We start from the raw sequence: 15225 nt of genomic DNA on the forward strand, positions 1-15225 counted from the left end.
GGTGGTCGAGCGGACGCTACCAGTCAGGTAAGACATCTCATTGGGCCGCGATATCGTAAGAGCGGCTATTGGTTTAGGGCTTCCGTCGCCCGCGCCGGCTTGGGGGTCAGTCGGGTGGGTACGTTTCGCCTTGCTGAGGGTGGTGTTCGTCGCCGGCGCAACCCATCCAATACACGCTTGCGCCTGCAGCCACTGTGGAACGATGGCTGCCGAGTCAGCTGAACCGGACACGGGAGCAGGACATGAGCGTTGGCAACACGACCATGCTTCACCGAATCTTCGGCTGGGTAACGTTTTTCGGTGGGGTCTCCGCGCTGATCGCGCTCACCGAGGTCGACCGCATCATCGGCCGCAGTTCGGTGTCGGGAACCCACTCGACCATCGCGGCCATCGTGGGTCCGGGTGCATGGGGCAACCGTAGCGGCTGGGATTCGTGGACCGATCTCGGGTCGACGATGGTTCCCGGCACCGCGACCATGGCCAACCTCGGGGATGGAGTCGCTGGGCTCATCGGATTCCATACCCTTTTCGACGCAGTGTTTTTCGTGTGTTACGGGTATCTGTTGTGTCGGCTGATTCTTCTGTTCGCTCCCCGACGCACGGGTGGCACCAACCGGATCGCGTTGGGCATCCTTGCCGCACTGATTGCCGCCGAGGTCGTCGAGGCCATCCTGTTGATCGCTGCTGCGGTCGGCGTATCCGGCGGGGCGGTGCCCGGGGCGCTACGGTCGGCCATCGCCATCGTCGCGCTGGTGAAGTGGGCGACGGTCATCGCGTTGGCGGTCACGATCGGCCGCAACACCAACCTTCGCGGTCATGTGCGGACGTGGTGTCGCACCTGGTATCGCCCCGTCTGGGTGCAACGACTGTCCGTGCTGACCGCGGTACTCCTGGGCGTGCTGACGCTGCCACCGATCCCGGGAGAGCTCGATCAGATCCCCGATGCACAACGCCGCGTCCTCGACGAGGGCCCACGCTACTACTGGTTCCTTCCGTTCCTGTTCGCACTCATCGCCGTTGCGCTCTACGTCATCGGCTCATGGCGCGCGAAACTGGCGGCGGAGAAGGAGTCCGACAAGAACGCCGGGCTGACCGCACGGGCATTGCTGTGGCCGTGGCTGATTCCGCCTGTCGTCGTGGCGATCGCCGGGGTGTGGCTGTTCGCCACGGGGTGTTCGTACCTCGTCGACGGCAAGAGCTTCTGGATCTTCATCGCTGCGTTCGTGGTGACCGTCGTCGTGTCAGCGGCCCGGCGACGACTTTGTCGGGAACCCCAGGGCAATGACGCCGCCGACGACGCCACCACCAAACCGCCTCCACCGATCACCGGCCGCCAGGTTCAGGTCGTGGGCAACGTGTCGGTCATTCTGGTGTTGGCCGTCGCCATCATCGGATTGATCCGGGCGTTCACCGCGCCGGTGGTCGTCGGGATCACCGGCCCGGAACCTCTCGTCTGGACACAGGTCGCCGTGCTGATTGCCGGATGGCTTCTCGTCGGCGTCGGATCGGTGGTCGTCGCCGTCCTCTGGGACCGGCTGATCGACCTCGCAGGGTCCGTCACCAAGCCGGAGTTCTTCCGCACGTCGGTCGCTCTGCTGATGGTTGTCGGGAGCGGATTCGTTCTTGCCTACGTGGCGTGGCCCGCCCACATTTCCGAGTTCTTCGGCGTCATGGGTACGGTCACGATCGGCATCGGCGTGTGGCCGATCCTGCTCGGCGCCATCATCATTGGCCTGCAGTTCCGGCGGCCGCCGGAGATCTTCACGTTCTTCCGGATGGAGGCTGCCCCGGTCCTGTCACTCACGGCGATCCTGCTGGTGATCGTCGGCTGGGCGGGCGGCGACCCCGATCTGCACGCGGTGAAGGCACGGCCGGGATCCTCGGACTCACCGAGTGATCGCACCGACGTCGCGGCCGCATTCACGTCGTGGGTCGACCGGACGGACGGTTGCCCGGGTACGCGGCCGTTGGTGATCGTGGCCGCCAGTGGTGGCGGCATCCGTGCCGCGGTGTGGACCGCAAGCGCAATGGCGTCGATCACGCAAGCATCTGACGACGCCGACGATGCCCAGCAGAACTGTCGCAGTGCTGTTTTCGCGTCCAGTGGAGTCAGCGGCGGCTCGGTGGGGCTGGCGCTAACCCGCGCCGAGGCCTACGCACGGTACGGCAACAACACGCCTACGGTCCGGCAGTCCATCGACGCCGCACGGGCCATCCGGCAGGCGGGTGCGAACCTGGCCGATCCCGACGTCATCGCAGCCGGGCTTGCCGGGACCGTCATCGGTGATCCCGTCGCGTCGGGCACCGGAATCCGTGCCCAACTGGAGAACTCGGGCCCACAATGGTCGGATCGCGCGGCACTCATCGAACAGGGCTGGGCCACACAGGTTCCCCCTCTCGGTGAGACGTTCCCGTGGACGGCTGCCGGCTCACCGACCGGACCGTTGATCCTGAACTCCACGTCGGTGGGCCCGCACTGCCGCGTGCTGGTCAGTCAGCTCCAGACAGGTGTCACGATCCCGGTGCCGCCCTCGGACGCCGAGGCGGGGCGGGAGAACACCGGCGACCCGGACACCGTCGGGTGCTCGAGTGCCGATGGCCAGCCCGCTGCGGCGGTCGATTTCGCGGACCTCTTCGCGCCGTGCCTTCCGACGATGTCGTGGGCAACCGCTGCGATGCTCTCGGCACGCTTCCCCTACGTCACGCCGTCGGGACGTGTCAGCGCGTCGAGTGGCCCGTGCGAGGACAACGCCTGGCAGTTCATCGACGGTGGGTACGCCGACGGAAGCGGATTGGCGACCATCGCCGACCTCGCTCCGCAGATCAGTGTCCTTGCGGCCGAACACAATGCGCGAGTGAGCGCCGGCAACGCCCGGGGGTACATCGTTCCGCTCGTCGTCTACCTCGACGACGAGCCCCAGGACCCCGCGAGCGCGGAGAATCCGAAAGCCACCGTCGAAACGCTCGTCCCGGTGACCGGATACCTCAATACGCATGCCGCACTGGCCGGTACGGCCGCCTCCACGCAACGCATCAGCAACGCGCTCGCGCTCACATGTAGCCGGCCGCCGTCGCCCGGACAGTCGCCGACGACGCAGCTACCCGTCGACACTGCCTGCGACGACGCACGCCAGGAGTTGCTCGCGCAGGTGAAGGGTCCGCTGGGTGCCACGCTGAGTGGTTCGGTGATCACAGCGGCGCCGCCGCTGCTGCCCAACGTCGAAGTGCCACTGGGGTGGACGCTGTCCGAGGCCAGCGTCCGACAACTACAGAATGCGGCGGGAACCGGTGCGTTGTGCGGCGCGGACGGCTCCCGTTCACCGGGATTGAGTGCGCTCAAAGCGTTGGTGTGTCAGCCGGTGGGGTGACGTCGGCCCGCTCTCGGCGCCGGCGCAATCTCACCAGGATGTTGCCGTAGTCCCCGCCCTCGAGGGTGTCGGCTGTGGGATGTTCGATGTCCTGGCACATGCCCAACTTGGAGGCCCAACGACCATCAGGCAGTTGACGCGCTGCGTGTAGGAAGAAACCTCGGGAGCCGTAGAGCACCACCTTCTGGTAGCCCTCCTCCAGGCTGTCGTCGTCGCAGACCTCGTAGCCGATGCTCTCAAATGCCTCGACATAAGCATCAATTGTCTTCACCCGTGGCACACCAGCGGGCCAGAACCATCCACCGACCGGATTCGGTGTGGGCTCCCACCACTGCGAATCGTCCTCAGCGGCCCATGCAGCACAGTTGTAGCTGCCATCTGGCGGGGACGTGATCTCGTACGTCCTGCGGTAGAGAACGGGAACCCGGCGTTCCAGCAGTTGGCGCTCAGTGAAGCTGTGCACGGTCCTTCTCGTACCACTCGATCCACCGATCACACGCTTCGGTCACCGTGGTGGCCCCCGCCGCGTGATCAACACCGACAATGGCGATCAACGCCCAAAACCATTCGGGACCGGGTTCTTTCAGACACTCGATGATGAGTGGAAGGGCAGCCTCCCCCATGCCGATGATGCGTTGATACTCCGGCACGATCACCGCATCCATCATGACCGAGTAGTGACCGGTTTTCTCCCGCCAACGATCGCGCAATTCTGCGAACTCGTCTGCAATTCGGGCTGTTTCACTCGTACTTCGAATCTCGTCATCGGCCTGTTGCGATGACAGAACCTCCGAATACCCGGGCACTCGTGGCGTCGTATCGTAGGACATCTCCGAGTTGTCGATGTACTGGTGGGCGCAGTGGGCCAGAGCAACCGCCGATGGAATCGGAAGCTCGGAGGAAATCGAAAAGTCCTGTCCCTCACTAGAATCAACTGAACGCGGGTCAGTCATCGCGGTCACCGGACAGGTCGAAGAGGGTCAGGTCCGTCTGGTCCAATAGATGCGCCAACGATGCCTCCTTGATCTCGGCACGCTCCACCATCACCTTGAGGCGGCGCAGGTCGCCTGGCGTCAGTGTGAAACTCGTCGAACGATACTCACCGTCCTCGAGGAACTCCACACGAAGCGTGTGCTGAATGACCGCACCAATCGGTCCGAGCGCCGCATCCTCATCGAACACCGGCCGCGTGTCCGTGATGATCCGCGGAATGTGAAGCATCCGATCCGCCTGCTGCGAGATATCGACGGCCTTGCCGAGAGCCGCGAGGCTCAGGACCGTCAGCATGTCGCGCAGCCTCGATGTCAGCTGAGTGCTCGTCGTCGCGTCGTCGAGCTCGGCGTCAATGTCGGAGGCCAAGTGTTCAGCCATCTCGGCCACGTCGAACCCATTGCTCGTCCGCAGCGTCGCCATGGACACCATGTGGGTCACGAACGCGGCGCATAGCCGCTCTGACCAGACATCCCCGACTACGGATCGGACCTCCGACAGCATGCGCGCGATTGTGTTCAGATCTCGCGTCGAAAGCCGGCCGATCAGATCCAGATAACGCACTTCGTCCAGCACTGCGAGCGCGTGGAATACCGGGATGCCCGCCCGGGGCACCCGCACTGCGTCCATGCTGACCAAGTCCAACCTCTTCCTGCAGGTCACGACGACGACTCCACGATCATGGCACATCTCGCGTCCATTGCCAGGATCTGCCCACAGGCGGGTGCGTACGCCGGGTTGTGCACCTGATTCCGGGCGTCGAGAGCTTCCTCGGATCTGTCACCATCGCAGCGCCATAGATCCGTCACGGTGTTAGCCTCCACCCATGGAATGCGACCCCGAGGCCGTCGACAGATGACGTCGCAACCACCGTATGGACCCGGTCATCCGCCCCAGGCGGGAGGGTCTCGCACGACACGCAACGTTCTCATCGGCCTTGCTGTGGTGCTGGCAGTTCTCCTCGTCGCGTTGATCGGGTGGATCGTCCTGGACTCCCGCAGCACCGCCACCGCAACCGAGACGGCCACACCGCCGGCCGTCGACGTGGATCTGCCTGTCGTGACAGACCCTTTGGATAATTCCGGCGCAACCACCACCGACAACGGCCCAACCACTCGGACCGAACTCTGCGCGGCCTACGACGCCGCTGCGGCCGTCACCGTCCGCAACGGTGGCACAGAGCCGGCGGCGATCAATCCCGCTCTTCGCGAGTTGGCTGCCGCCGCCCGCGCCTACCCCGATGCGCAGGTCCAGTCCGATGCTCCCCGGCTGGAGCAGGTGACCATCTCCGGCTACAGCTATCCGCGGCACTTCTACGGTGCCACACTCAACATCAGCGAAGTGTGCGAGTGAGACCTGGCGCCGAGGTCGGGACGGCTACCGGACGACTTCTCGACAGATAACCCCCGCGGGATGCATCACCTGTGCCGATTGGTAGTCACTCCCGGATAGGGTGAAGCCATGCCCGTCGTCGAATCCTCCGTCGTCGTGCCGGTGACCCCCGACATCGCCTTCGCGGTGTCACAGACCACCGGTGAGGTCCGGTTGCGGTGGGATCCGTTCATCGCCAACCAGCACTTCCTCGGCGACGCCACCGAACCGGGCAAAGGTGTCCAGACGTTCACCCGGCATCGCATGGGTTTCTCGATGGTCAGCGAGTACGTGTCGTATCGGCCACCCACCACCGTCGGCATGAAGATGGTCCGCGGACCGTGGTTCTTCGAAAAGCTCGCCGGTGGATGGCGATTCACCGACAACGGCGACGGGGCGACGCTCGCCACCTGGCGCTACAACTTCAGTTGCCGTCCCGCGTGGCTCGCCCCGGTCGCTGAACGGATCGGTATGTGGTGGTTGGGTCGCGACATCGACAAACGCATCGCCGGATTCGCCCGTGGCTGCGAGGACCCGGAAGTGCTTGAGGCGGTGGGTGGGTGAGTTCCAGCGTTGATTCCTGAGGTCTCGACTCGGGCTCCGCTTCGACGCGGCTCAACGTGAGGCTGGCGCTCCGCCCGGCTCGGCCGGCGGGATGAGGCGCTCGGCTGTCTGACGGAATGCTGGTGGATGGTGTTGCATGCGTACCGCTTTCGGCTTACGCGGTCTCGACACGGGCTCCGCTGGCGCTCCGCCCGGCTCGACCAACGAAGTAAGGGTTTCGACCGGCGGAATGGGCGCCCGGCTCGACCAACGAAGTAAGGGTTTCGACCGGCGGGTTGGGGTGCTGGTCGCGTGCGGGATCGGAAGGTGTTGCGTGCGTTGCGCTGTCGTCTTGCGAGGTCTCGACACGGGCTCCGCTTCGACGGAGCTCAACGCAAGGCTGGCGCTCCGCCCGGCTCGACCAACGAAGTAAGGTCTCGACACGGGCTCCGCTTCGACGGAGCTCAACGCAAGGCTGGCGCTCCGCCCGGCTCGACCAACGAAGTAAGGTCTCGACGCGGGCTCCGCTTCGACGGAGCTCAACGCAAGGCTGGCGCTCCGCCCGGCTCGACCAACGAGTTACTGTAAGAGCTCGCCCGGCGGGATGGGCGGGGCTAGTCGACCAGCGGTGGGCGGCGGGTCGGGAAGAAAACCACGGTAAAGCCTGCGGCACCGGCCATCTCGGATGTGTGGGCGGGCGTGGGGGCCGCGGCCCGGCCGTGAAGCGCGTCGTCGTCGAGGTCGGGGCGCGTTGACGACAGCCATGCCACCACCCGGCCGTCGGGCCACAGTAGGGCGGGGGCGAGTCCTGTGGCGGCGGCGGTGGTGTCGGTGAGGGTTCGGGCGAGCAGGTCGTTGTTCTCGGGAATGACGGTGTCGGGCAGGGTGACCGAGACGCCGAGCATGCGCGGGCCGTCGAAGGTTGCGACACATCGGTGGGCGTACCGGTGGACGGTTCCGTCGAGTGCCACCCACTCCCCGGTCGTGTGACATCCCACCTGAGGTGCGCGCATCTCGTGCGCCATCCGAACCACGTCACTCGGGCGGGCGAACCCGGAGAGCCATTCGGTCATGCTCTGCGGCAGGGGGTGTCGTGGATCGGTCGAGGGCGACGCGATCAGCCGAGGGGGTTGTTCCAGGGTCCATTCCCATGCCTGGCTGGGCGGTTCGGCGGGTGGCTGGGCGGTGGGGTCGCCGATCCACATCAGTACTCCGTGCACCTGGCGGCCCGGCCCCAGCACCGGCGACGCCAACGCCAGGCGGGGGCCGGCCACGTCGAGCAGCACCTGCGACTGCTTGACGTTGTTGAGGACGGTGTCGACGAGCCGCAGCACGGTCTTGTGCACCGATCCTCGGAACTCGTTCGACAGGGGTCGCCACTGCTTGGAGCGGGCGCCGATCATGAGCACCGCGGGTGCCTCCCCCGCGGTCTCCACCAGAAACCATCCGTCTGCCACGGTCACACCATAGTGCTGCTCGGCCGAATGGTGCTCAGCCGAGCATCACCGCATCGTCAACCGGAGCGCACGCCAACCCGAACCGCTCGCGCAGCGTGTCGATCATCGCGCTCACCGACACCCGGTTGCCCGCCCACGCCACATACCCGTCCGGGCGGATCACCAGGATCTCCGGATACTCCGCGGGCAACCCGTCGGCGGCGACCACCCGGGTGAACGGCAGCGCCACCTGATGGGCCAGTTCGTCGACCACCCGCGGTGCCGCCAGGAGGACAAATCGACCGTCCTGCAACAGCTTCGAGACCGGTGTCCGTTCGCCATCGACCGACACCTCGTGGTCGGGCAGGAAGATGCCGTCCAGGTCCGGGTCGATGCTACCACCCACCTCGTGGCGCAGAGAGGTGCCGTTGAGCTTGTCGGCGAGCCAGTCATGCGCATCCGACGAGCACAGCATCTGCGCGAACACGCTACGCAGCGGATCGTTCGACGACGCCGGGTTCATCAACATCGACTGCACCCGGGTGTTGTCGACGATCCACTGACCCACCGATTGCCGTTCCGCACAATAGGTATCGAGGAGGGAATCGTCTGCGACGCCGGTCACCACCGCGGCGAGTTTCCATCCGAGGTTCACCGCGTCGACGATGCCGGTGTTGAGTCCCTGCCCGCCCAGCGGATAGTGGATGTGGGCGGCGTCGCCGGCCACGAACAACCGGCCGTCACGGTAGTTGTGCACGATGCGGCTGTAATCGCTGAACCGATTGAGGTAATGCGGTTCGACGACGTCGACATGCGAACCCACCACCCGGTCGATGGCCGCGGAGTACTCCTCGGCGGTGACCGGTGCCGACCGGTCGTCGACGGGGCCGTCGAACTCGAACACGATCAGCCGACTCTCCCCATATCGGTTGAGATTCAACAACGTCCAGCCGCGCGGCGTGTGACTCCACCCGGGCCGCAACTGGTGCGGATGCGGGATGGTGGCCAGGCCGAGGATCGCGCGCATCGTCGGCGGGTACTCGGTGACGGCGAAGTCACCGGAACGTCGGACAATACTGCGACCACCGTCGGCACCCACCACATAGCGGGCGGTGAACGAGCGCTCAACTCCGCCGGCGTCGGTGGCAACTACCGTAACGTGCTGCGGCTCTTGGTGAACCGATGTCACGGTCATCTCCCGGAGCAGGTGTGCACCCTCAGATTCGGCGTGCCGTGTGATGGCGCGTTCGAGGTCTGCCTGGGCGATGCCGAGCATCACCGCACCGTCGATGGTGCGCCCCCGCACCGTGATCCACGGGTACCCGGCAAACTGGAACGGTTCCGAGGTGATCGTGGTGTGGTCGTTGGTCTGTCGGGGTGTGGCGACGATACCGCGGCGAGCGAGCGTTCCGATGGCACGCGAGTGATACGTCCCGGCCTTGGGGTACTCGCTGACATCGCCCCGTTGTTCCAGCACGAGTGCCGAAACATCATGCAGAGCAAGTTCATTGGCAACGAGCATGCCCACCGGGCCGCCGCCCACCACGATCACGTCGTACACCTCAGCGACCCTCCTCATTCTCCGACAGCACCACCGGGAGCTGCGCCGGGCGGCGCAGCCCGATACCCAGATCCCACGGCACCGACTCCGCCGGTACCGCCAGCCGCAGACCGGGAAACCGGTCGACGATGCGCTGCAACACGGTGATGATCTCCGCCTGCGCCAGTGCCGACCCCATGCACCGATGCATCCCGTAACCGTATTGCAGATGACGCCGACCCGGGCGGGACGGATCGATCCGCAACGGGTCGCCGAACACACCGGGATCCCGGTTGGCGGCGTTGATGTGCGGATACACGATGGACCCGACCGGGAGCTCCGTGCCGCCCACCACCAGCGGCCGGGTCAGCTCCCGCGGAAACGACCCGGGCGTGCCCAGCGGCATCAGGCGCAGAATCTCCTCCACGAGGTCGGCCACCGCCACGCTGCCGTCGACCAACGACCCGTAGAGGGCGGGCGCGGCCAACGCCGCATACGCGGTCTTGGCGAGCATGGTGGCGACGTTGTTGTCGCCGCCGAGCACGATGCCCATCACCGTTCCGGCGAGCAGGCTGGCGTCGACGTCGGCGTACTCGGGTTGCGCCGCACGTCGGCGATAGGTGGCCACCAGACCGTCGTCGGAGTGCTCCACCTCGCCGGCCACCAGCCGGTTGACCCAGCCGTACAACTCGGTCCACGAGTCGACGATCAGCGCGATGTTGTCGCGCGGGGCCATCGGAATGCGGCGACCCAGCTCGTTCATCCACTCGGCGTGCTCGAGTGACACCCCGAGCAGGCGGCACACCGTCCGTGCCGGCACCAGCCGGAACACCTGCGTCACCAGGTCCGGGTTCGACGACGCCGCGAGCGCGTCGAGGGCCTCGTCGGTGAGGGCGAGGATCGTCGGTGTCAGCTCGGCCATCGCGCGGGCACTGAACTCGTGGGAGACGAACTCGCGCACGATGCCGTGCACCGGGGCGTCGAGGTTGATCAGGACCTCCGGCGCCCAGTTGGTGGGCATGAAGCTGGGACCACCGTCGACGTTGCACAGGCTGCGGCTGGCGGTGCGGTCCAGGAGCAGCGTCTTGACGTGCTGATAGTCGGTGAGGCACACGGCTTCATGTCCGCTGGGCAGCTCGATGCGGGTGAGTCCGTCGTCGCCGGCCCAGGCCCGGACGTACGGGTCGGGGGTGTCCAGTCCGGGGATGTCGGTGACGAGCGGGTTGGTGGCGAGGGTGAGAGTCATCGGAGGGCCTCCTCGGTGGGGATGGCGAGCGGATCGTGTTCGGCGATGTCGACAGTGACGGCGTGCGCAGAGTCGGGATCGGGCGTGGTGTTGCGGCGGAGCAACGCGGCCACCGCCACGGTCAGGACCGCGCTGACCGCCACGATGGCCCACAGCAGCGGCACCATCCCCTCAGCGAAGGCGGTTCGAAGAGCGTCGAGATCGATTGCGCCGGAGATGGTGTCGAGTTCACCGGTGACCACCTTGTTCACGATGTCGCCACTCTGAGACGGGTCCAGCGACGCCGGCAACGCATCGCGAACCCGGCCACCCACACCCGCCGACAGCGCACTGGCGAAGACGGCGACCACAACAGCCTCGCTACCGAGACGCACCGTGGCGACCAGGCCGGAGACCATGCCCGACCGTTCCTCGGGCACCGACCCGATGGCCTGCCCGTCCACCAGTCCCACTCCCAGACCAAAACCCAAGCCCAGCAATGCGAACGGGGCGATCAACGACGGAATGGAGACGGTGGTGTCGATGGGGATGAGTAGGGCGGCACCCACCACGAACAGCGCGACGCTGCCACCGAGGATGAGCCAGACGGGCACTCCGCGTGTGTGCAGGGCGCCGGCGATGAGCGGTCCGACGATCACCGGAACGGTCATGATCAGCATCACCAGACCCACGACCCCGGTGCCCAGGTCCCACACGGTGGTGAGGAACGTCGGGTAGTAGGTCAGGAGCGTCACGAAGCCGACGGCCCCGGCCACCGGGACCGCGAGCAGCCCGACCAGGCGCGGTGAGCGCAGGAGTGTGAGGTCGAGCAGCGGATGCTCGGTGCGGATCTGCCACCACACGAAGCCCGCGAACAGCACGACGCCGGCCGCGATCATCGCGTACGTGCCGGCCGAGGCCCATCCCCACGTATTGCTCTGCACCACACCGGCAATCACCAGCGACAGCGATGCCGCGAACACAGCGGCCCCCAGGTAGTCCGGTCGGCCGGCGCCGGTGACCCTGGTGTCGTGCACCCGCGAGGCCAGCACGAGACCCATCGAGACGGCGATGGCGATCGCGTTGAACCAGAAGATACCCGCCCAGCCGACCGCGGCGATCGCGGCCGAGGAGATCGTCGGTCCCAGACCGAGTCCCACGCCGGCGGCGGTGCCGAACAGTGCGAAGGCCCGTGCTGCCGCAGCACCGGAGAACGTGATGGCCAGCAGTGCGCCGGAGCAGGCGAAGATGATCGCCGCACCCACACCCGACAATGCGCGACCGATGTCGAGAAGCAGCAGGTTGGGTGCGAGTGCGCTGAGAATGGCTGCAGCACAGAAGATCAGACCACCGAGCAGCAGTCCTCGTCGGCGACCGAGATGGTCGGCGACCGAGCCGGCGACGAGACTGAACACCGCGAAGGTGAGATTGAAGCCGTTGACCACCCATTGCAGCAGGGCGGGTTGGGCACCCAGGTCGGCGGCGATGTGCGGCAGGGCCACACCGGTTCCGGAGACGCCGGTCGGGACCACCGTCACGGCCAGCAGGATGCCGGCGAGCAGAACGTTGGGACGCGGGTTGCCGGTACTCATCGCTGTGTCTCCGATGCGCTGCCGAGCAGCCCGATCAACTGGGCGACGGTCTGCTGGTTGGTGACGAACTGTACTGCGCTCCACCCTGATGCGCGTGCCGCCGCGCAGTTCTCCGGCAGATCGTCGATGAGGATCGCCCGGGTCGGATCGACGTCGAGTCGCTCGGCCGACAGCGCGAAGATCGCCGGATCGGGTTTGCGGACGCCGACGTCGTAGGAGTCGACGATGGTGTCGACGTGATCGTCGAGATCCACCATCGCACGCCAATGTGCCTCCCATTCACGCACATTGTTGGTGAGGATCCCGACGCGGTAGCCGGAGTCCCTGAGCGTCAGTGCCAGGCTGCGCATCGTCGAGTTCACCTGGTGTCCGGCGAACCACTGACGCCCGAAGTCGACGGCCGACCGCGAGACATCCACCCCACGCGCGATGAGCCAGGAGTGCAGTCCGGCAACCCATTCGGGTTCGGAGAGGAGGCCGAGTTCGACCGGGGCGAGCACCTCCACCCCGAGACGATCGGCGACGCCGGCCATGGCGCCCTTGAGGTCGGTGGGCGAGATGCCGGTCTTGGCCTGGTAATCGAGAAACAGCTCGTCGATCGGCGGTGACAGCACACCGCCGAAGTCCAGGAACACCGCGTCGTAGGGCGATTCGGTTGTGTGGCGGGGGATCTGGTGGCCGGTGGCCGGGACGGACAGGGTCATCGGGAACCTCCGGTGGGTCGAGCGATGCGACGCGGGGTGATCAGGGTGTCGAAATGGATACGACCGCCGGCGATCTGCTGTCCCTCCTGGGTGAGGTCGACGCGGAAGCCGTAGCCGGTGGGGTCGTCGTCGGGGGTGACGGTGGCGACCGTGTGGAGGTCGAGTTCACCGAAGCGGGTGAAGTCGGCGCCGAAGGAGCGGATGCGCAGACGGCGGGCGCTGAGTCCGAAGAGGTCATGTGCGGCAAGGAGTCCGGACTGGCGGATGGCTTCGAACAGGACCGCGCCGGGGATGTGGTCGAGCGGATGATCGAAGAGGCTGGGGTGGCGTTGGTCGACCAGGACGTCGATCTCAAGGTTTGCGGCACTTGCGTTCTCGCGGACCTCGCCGATCACCACGTTCCGGTCGATCCGGCGGCCGAGCGTTTCCGGTGCGTGGAAGCCGCGGTCGGTGCGCGGCGCCCGTCCCGGCTGCGGGGCGATGCCGTGGCGGTACTCGTCGAGCCCGAGTGCTCGGCGGCCCTTGGTGCGCACTCGCGCCCACACGGGGCGTGGCATCCACTGGATGACCATGTCCATGATGGCCGCAGCGGATCCGCCGAGCTGGAGCCGCATCTCGAGGCTGATGCCGATGATCTCGCCGTCGCGGAGTTTTTCGTCGACGATGACGGCGCTCAGCTCGCCGTTGCCGGGAGCGTCGGTGATGGTCAGGGCGTCGTCGGAGACGATGGTGACGTCACCGGTGTTGAAGATGAACGACTGATCGAAGCCGACGTTGACGTGTCGGTGGGCGATCAGAATCGATGTCTGACGGAAGCATTCGAGCAGCAGCAGTGGGTCGTAGCGCAGTGCGGCCGGACCCACATGATCGCTGTAGTAGCTGTGCGACTTCGGAAGGTGCACGCCGACACGGAAATTGGGGTAGCGGTCGCAGATGATGTCGGTGAGGTAGACCTCGGAGAGTGCGTCGCGGTGGACGTGCTCGCGCGGCACGAGCGTCGAATGCGACAGCCGCGGTGGAAGAGTGGAAGTCATACAGATGCCCCTTGCTTGTGATGGTTCGCCGATTCACCCGCACACGTCGCCGTGCGCCGGTGGTACTGCCAGCCTTCGTGTCGTGAGGTTCCGGGCTCGGCAGCAAGGGGCTCTCGAGCAACTCTCCATCGACACCGCAGAGATTAGCCGCGATAACTATCTGGTGCAGAATTGGGCTCATCGTGAGCGTTATCGAAACGCGCATCGCGGCCATAGCCGCAGCTCAGCGTCGATCTCGTGGGTCATGTGATCCGTATTACGTGGCAGCCGGGGCGACAGTGAGGGTGGAGGCGACCACAGTGATCGAGGTGACCGCCACCAGAAGATCCGCCGCCACGGTGGCCCTCGGTACCGCCGTCGAGGGCTACGACTGGGTGACCTTCCTGGCGCTGCTCCCCTACCTCACCAAGGGACCACTCGCGGGCGTGTCGTCGCCCTTCACCACCGGGTTTGTCATCTTCGCACTCGGGTTCGCCGCCCGCCCCGTCGGCGCACTGGTCTTCGGTCGACTCGCCGATCGGGTGGGGCGGTCATACGCGTTTCGTGCGGCCCTGGCAGTGAGCACGGTGACGACGGGTGCCATGGCGTTCATTCCATCCGGACTGCACCCCTCGTGGCTCGCGCCGCTGCTCATCCTGGTGCTCAGGATGGCGCTCGGTGCCGCGCACGGAGGCCTCGCCGGCGTGGTGAACGCGAGCATCTACGAGATCCGCGACGTGATGTCGTGGGAACCCAGCGTGCTCGTGTACGCGATGGGTGCGGCCGGAAAGGTGCTGTCACTGATCGTGACCCTGGTGATGGCCAGTGCGCTCACGACTGATCAGATGATCGACTTCGGTTGGCGTGTGCCCTATCTGGTCGGAGGCGTGGGCGGTGTTGCACTGCTGGTGTACTCGCTCGGTTGGTATGCCGGTGTCGGGTCGTCGGATGCGCGGACGGGTGCACGGAACTCGGACGTGCCAGACGCGGAGCCGGCGGTCGCTCGGGGTTGGCTGTGGCGGAGGATGGCGGTGGTCGCCGGACTGAGCGTCGGCACCACCGCGGCGTACAACATCTGGGTTGCTGCCGTAGTCCCTTATGCCACAGCCTATCTCGACGTGGAACCACGGGTGATGTTCTGGGTATCGCTGGTGCAGACGTGTGCGTTCGCGGTGATCGTCGTCGGCACGAGCAGGTTGATCCGACGATGGTCACTGCACACGGTGTATCGCCGCGCGGCGATCGCGGGCCTGGTGGTGAGTCCGGCCGTTCTCGCTCTCACCGCACCGTCGGGCGGTCTCGGCACATACGTTGCGGGGCTGGCGATCGCCACCGTGATCCTGGCGATTCTGTGTGCCGCCCTCCCCGGGGTGCTGGCGTCACTGTTTCCCGCCGACGTGCGCGCCGCGGAAACGGCGTTCCCTATGCGGTGATCGTGGCGCT

Annotated in this window: 13 protein-coding genes; 4 read left to right on the forward strand and 9 right to left on the reverse strand. The window is 66.3% G+C overall.

Features of this window, described 5'->3' with window-relative positions; translation table 11 throughout:
* Positions 1-242 precede the first annotated feature (242 nt).
* A complete protein-coding gene (locus ABLE92_RS12320; RefSeq protein WP_348805045.1) occupies positions 243-3368 on the forward strand; it encodes a hypothetical protein in 3126 nt (1041 codons plus the stop codon).
* Here ABLE92_RS12320 and ABLE92_RS12325 read toward each other — a convergent pair.
* Genes ABLE92_RS12325 through ABLE92_RS12335 form a run of 3 tightly spaced genes read right to left on the reverse strand, consistent with a single transcriptional unit; the run spans position 3337 to position 4988 of the window.
* On the reverse strand, positions 3337-3831 hold the full coding sequence (locus ABLE92_RS12325; protein ID WP_348805046.1) for a DUF7689 domain-containing protein: 495 nt from the start codon (positions 3829-3831) through the stop codon (positions 3337-3339). The genes ABLE92_RS12320 and ABLE92_RS12325 overlap by 32 nt on opposite strands.
* A complete protein-coding gene (locus ABLE92_RS12330) occupies positions 3815-4321 on the reverse strand; it encodes a hypothetical protein (RefSeq protein WP_348805047.1) in 507 nt (168 codons plus the stop codon). The genes ABLE92_RS12325 and ABLE92_RS12330 overlap by 17 nt, the downstream gene beginning before the upstream one ends.
* Positions 4314-4988, reverse strand: a complete 675-nt coding sequence (locus ABLE92_RS12335; RefSeq protein WP_348805048.1) for a hypothetical protein — start codon at positions 4986-4988, stop codon at positions 4314-4316. The genes ABLE92_RS12330 and ABLE92_RS12335 overlap by 8 nt, the downstream gene beginning before the upstream one ends.
* A 315-nt stretch (positions 4989-5303) precedes the next feature.
* Here ABLE92_RS12335 and ABLE92_RS12340 point away from each other — a divergent pair, with 315 nt between their 5' ends.
* Together ABLE92_RS12340 and ABLE92_RS12345 are read left to right on the forward strand one after the other, a co-directional pair.
* Positions 5304-5711 carry a hypothetical protein gene (locus ABLE92_RS12340; RefSeq protein WP_348805049.1) on the forward strand — a complete coding sequence of 136 codons (408 nt, stop codon included), beginning with the start codon at positions 5304-5306 and terminating at the stop codon, positions 5709-5711.
* 108 nt (positions 5712-5819) lie between these two features.
* Positions 5820-6293: an SRPBCC family protein gene (locus ABLE92_RS12345; RefSeq protein WP_348805050.1), complete on the forward strand. Its 474-nt coding sequence runs from the start codon at positions 5820-5822 to the stop codon at positions 6291-6293.
* A gap of 593 nt (positions 6294-6886) precedes the next feature.
* Here ABLE92_RS12345 and ABLE92_RS12350 read toward each other — a convergent pair.
* From ABLE92_RS12350 to ABLE92_RS12375, 6 genes are read right to left on the reverse strand one after another with little or no spacing between them, the layout of a single operon-like run.
* The gene (locus ABLE92_RS12350) at positions 6887-7729 is read right to left on the reverse strand and encodes a GAF domain-containing protein (RefSeq protein WP_348805051.1); all 843 of its coding nucleotides are present in this window, start codon (positions 7727-7729) and stop codon (positions 6887-6889) included.
* Between the two features lie 34 nt (positions 7730-7763).
* Positions 7764-9269: an FAD-dependent monooxygenase gene (locus ABLE92_RS12355; protein WP_348805052.1), complete on the reverse strand. Its 1506-nt coding sequence runs from the start codon at positions 9267-9269 to the stop codon at positions 7764-7766.
* A gap of 1 nt (position 9270) precedes the next feature.
* Entirely contained in the window at positions 9271-10494 is a 1224-nt protein-coding gene (locus ABLE92_RS12360; RefSeq protein WP_348805053.1) for a cytochrome P450, read from the reverse strand.
* Complete coding sequence (locus tag ABLE92_RS12365; protein WP_348805054.1) at positions 10491-12065, reverse strand: MFS transporter; 1575 nt, start codon at positions 12063-12065, stop codon at positions 10491-10493. Before ABLE92_RS12365 ends, ABLE92_RS12360 begins: the two co-directional genes overlap by 4 nt.
* Positions 12062-12769, reverse strand: a complete 708-nt coding sequence (locus ABLE92_RS12370) for an HAD family hydrolase (RefSeq protein WP_348805055.1) — start codon at positions 12767-12769, stop codon at positions 12062-12064. Before ABLE92_RS12370 ends, ABLE92_RS12365 begins: the two co-directional genes overlap by 4 nt.
* Entirely contained in the window at positions 12766-13803 is a 1038-nt protein-coding gene (locus tag ABLE92_RS12375; protein ID WP_348805056.1) for an AfsA-related hotdog domain-containing protein, read from the reverse strand. Before ABLE92_RS12375 ends, ABLE92_RS12370 begins: the two co-directional genes overlap by 4 nt.
* 308 nt (positions 13804-14111) lie before the next feature.
* Here ABLE92_RS12375 and ABLE92_RS12380 point away from each other — a divergent pair, with 308 nt between their 5' ends.
* Positions 14112-15215: an MFS transporter gene (locus ABLE92_RS12380; RefSeq protein ID WP_348805057.1), complete on the forward strand. Its 1104-nt coding sequence runs from the start codon at positions 14112-14114 to the stop codon at positions 15213-15215.
* Positions 15216-15225: the final 10 nt, after the last annotated feature.

Source organism: Gordonia oleivorans, assembly GCF_040044975.1.
Classification (GTDB): Bacteria; Actinomycetota; Actinomycetes; order Mycobacteriales; family Mycobacteriaceae; genus Gordonia; species Gordonia oleivorans.